Raw genomic sequence first — 2,896 nt, 5'->3', positions numbered from 1 at the left:
ATCGCCGGATTATCCATGATCTGACAGCCGTCCCTTATAGGATGCGGGTTCACTAGGCATCGTAGTGGAACATATTCTTACCGGGCCATACAACAAACCCACCAATAATTCAAGACGTCCTCCACGGGGCGCTTACCATTTTGGTGACTTTGCGATTCAAAAGATAGAGACCAAAGACATTGCTGACTTTCTGAGCCAGTGGGTAAAGACAGGAAAAGTAACAATGGCGAACCTCATCCGAGCATTTTTGCGCGATTTGTTTCGCGAGGCCATTGCTGAGGGACTGATAAAAACCAACCCCGTCGAAGCCACCTGAAATCAACGAGTAGAAGTGAAGCAGAAACGTATGACTCTGGAGGATTGGAAGGGTATCCGTATAAAGCGGCAGATAAATTATCCGCATGGGTAGGCCCCTGTCTTGACCTAGCATTGGTCACAGAGCAACGACTGGGCGATATACAGGCGCTATACTGGGAAGACTACAAGCTTGGTAAGTTGTACATCAAACAAGAAAAAACCGGCATGATGCTAGCGTTTCTTGAAACAACCAGGATTGAATGTATCAACCTGTGCCTCGCTGATGTCCTGCACCAGCTTCGGGAATTAAGCGAAGGAGAGGGTCATATCGTTGCAGATAAAAGGCATCCACAGTTTGCACAGGACACCATATCGAAGGCGTTCCTAAAAGCCCGTCGCTTATCAGGATTAACGTGGCAAGGCAAAGCGCCATCATTTCACGAAATCAGAAGTCTTGTGGCACGTCTCTACACCGACGAAAAGGGACGGGATTATGCACAAAAGTTGTTAGGACACAAAAACGCCGCAACGACGGACAAATACCGGGATGTGAGGGGGGCGGAGTGGGCGGAAATATAATTATTTCGATCGAATTCCGAGCAATTTCGATCGATTTATTGAATTTTAAAGCGAGAATTTGCCATCCTGCTATTGCATTCATAGCAGGAACGGGTAGTATAAGCGCCCATGAGTTCGGCATGTAGCGCAGCCTGGTAGCGCACCGTCATGGGGTGTCGGGAGTCGGAGGTTCGAATCCTCTCATGCCGACCAATCCATCCCGAAAAAAACCAATCACTTGTGATTGGTTTTTTTTGCCTGGCGTAAAGGCGTCGCCATTGCGCTGCGGGGTGACGGTCATTCGCCGCTGTCAGCCAAATCGTTCCGCCCAGTACTCCGCCAGCGCGATATCCTGCTCAACCGGTAGCCCGCTGATGCCAATGGCGCCCACGACCCTACCTTGCATGCGAATGGGCATACCGCCCGGCATCGGCAATAGCAGGGCGTCATTCAATACACCGAGAGTCAGAGAACCGCGCTGGACCTCTTCGGACACCAGGCGGGGGCTACGCCGCAGCATGAGCGCCGTATAGGCTTTGCGCTGGGCCAGCAGCCGCTGCAACGGCGGGCAGGAATGATGTGCGCCGAAGGCCACAAGCTCGCCGTAGACGCCCACAATCGCCACCGCCAGCCCGGTCGTGCCGGGGTCTGACGACGTCGACTCAATGAGATCGGTAACGGTCCTGAGCGCCGCTTTATCATTAAGCGTATAGCGAGCTAAAAGCATCGCTATCCTTTGCCATGGGCAATATTCTCCCTGATGGTGTCATCAAGCGCGTCCAGCGCCTTTTTTTGCGCCGGCGTCAGGGGGGTGAAAGGCGCACGCACCGGTCCAAGATCGGTCAGATGACGTCCCGCCAGGTATTTTGCGGATTGAAAGATCCCGCATTCGACCATGAACGCCACCATGTCATTTATCTTCTGCTGTAACGCCCTTGCCAAAGCAAAGTTACCCCGCCGAAAGGCATCGCACACCGCGATAAACCGTTCGGGCTGCAAATTGACCGTGGTCCCAATCGTGGTAGTGGCACCGGCGGATAAGGCCGACAAATAGATTTCATCAAAACCGTTGAAAAACACTTTCTCAGGGTATTTCGCCACCATACGTTCCAGGGAATATAAATTGTGCGACGTATGCTTCACGCCGAGAACCTGTTCATCGGTTAATAGCGCGCCGGCAATATCCGCATCGAGTTCCACCGCGGTAAATTGGGGGATGTTGTAGATAATGATCGGTATTGAGATCGCAGAAAGCACTTTTCGATAATAGGCAATGATTTCCGCCTTGGAGAATTTGTAATAATACGGCGGCACCAGCGACACGGCATCCGCGCCATCCAGTTCCGCATGCTGCGCCAAATAAACCGCATCGGCGGTCCTGACGGCGCCCACATGAGAAATCACGGGCACCTTACCGTTAACATGCCCCACCGAGTACGTAAGATGCGTTGTCTTTCCTCCAGACTCAGGAGCGGACCTTCGCCAGAAGAGCCGCAACAATAAAAGCCTTCCACGCCACGCTGCAGTTGATTCTCGACCACCGTTGCCAACGCGTCGACGTTGAGGGACTCATCATCATGCATCGGGGTAACGATGGCCGACATGATCCCCCGATATTCATCCCACTTACCCTGCTTCACCATGCTGTCCACCCTCCGTCCACTACCACATTGGCGCCGGTCATATACACCGAGGCGTCGGAAAGGAGAAATACAATCGTCCCGTTGTATTCATCCTCGTTGGCCATGCGGCCGATCGGCATGCGGGCGGTATAATTTTTCTGGAAACGCGGATCCTGATCCTCTCGGGCCACGCCGGAGATCGTCAGGGTATTCACCCGAATGCCGTCCCGCCCCCAATAGGTCGCACAATAGCGGGTAAAGTTATAAATACCCGATTTAGCTGCTGGTTCCGGTCACGTCCGATCACTGATTCCGGTCGCCCGATCAGCGATTCCGATTCTGTCCGATCGCTCATCTTCTGTTCCGCCATACTCTGGAGACTTTTAGCTTCCGGGGGTATGGCATGGCACGTAAAAAGA

General features: G+C 53.0%; 3 protein-coding genes, 1 tRNA gene and 2 pseudogenes. 3 read left to right on the top strand and 3 right to left on the bottom strand.

Annotation, left to right across the window (positions count from 1 at the left end):
• The first annotated feature begins 64 nt into the window (after positions 1 to 64).
• The 3 genes from ACMX3H_RS18830 to ACMX3H_RS18820 all read left to right on the top strand — a co-directional run bounded on the left by ACMX3H_RS18830 (position 65) and on the right by ACMX3H_RS18820 (position 1,068).
• Positions 65 to 316 carry a phage integrase central domain-containing protein gene (locus ACMX3H_RS18830; protein ID WP_415211867.1) on the top strand — a complete coding sequence of 84 codons (252 nt, stop codon included), beginning with the start codon at positions 65 to 67 and terminating at the stop codon, positions 314 to 316.
• 44 nt (positions 317 to 360) lie between these two features.
• On the top strand, positions 361 to 876 hold the full coding sequence (locus ACMX3H_RS18825) for a tyrosine-type recombinase/integrase (RefSeq protein WP_415211866.1): 516 nt from the start codon (positions 361 to 363) through the stop codon (positions 874 to 876).
• 115 nt (positions 877 to 991) lie between these two features.
• Positions 992 to 1,068, top strand: a tRNA-Pro gene (locus ACMX3H_RS18820).
• Positions 1,069 to 1,165: 97 nt separating this feature from the next.
• Here ACMX3H_RS18820 and ACMX3H_RS18815 read toward each other — a convergent pair.
• The 3 genes and pseudogenes from ACMX3H_RS18815 to ACMX3H_RS18805 form a co-directional block, all read right to left on the bottom strand.
• Positions 1,166 to 1,582, bottom strand: a complete 417-nt coding sequence (locus tag ACMX3H_RS18815) for a GlcG/HbpS family heme-binding protein (RefSeq protein ID WP_415211865.1) — start codon at positions 1,580 to 1,582, stop codon at positions 1,166 to 1,168.
• A gap of 2 nt (positions 1,583 to 1,584) precedes the next feature.
• Positions 1,585 to 2,438 (bottom strand): annotated as a pseudogene (locus ACMX3H_RS18810) (dihydrodipicolinate synthase family protein).
• Positions 2,439 to 2,491: 53 nt separating this feature from the next.
• Positions 2,492 to 2,749, bottom strand: a pseudogene (locus tag ACMX3H_RS18805) (SDR family oxidoreductase); the annotation flags it as partial.
• Between the last annotated feature and the right edge of the window lie 147 nt (positions 2,750 to 2,896).

The organism is Sodalis sp. (in: enterobacteria) (genome assembly GCF_047607725.1).
Lineage (GTDB): Bacteria > Pseudomonadota > Gammaproteobacteria > Enterobacterales > Enterobacteriaceae > JBLKSS01.
The sequence above is the reverse complement of the archived record's forward strand: the minus strand, read 5'-3'. Positions and strand labels throughout refer to the sequence as shown.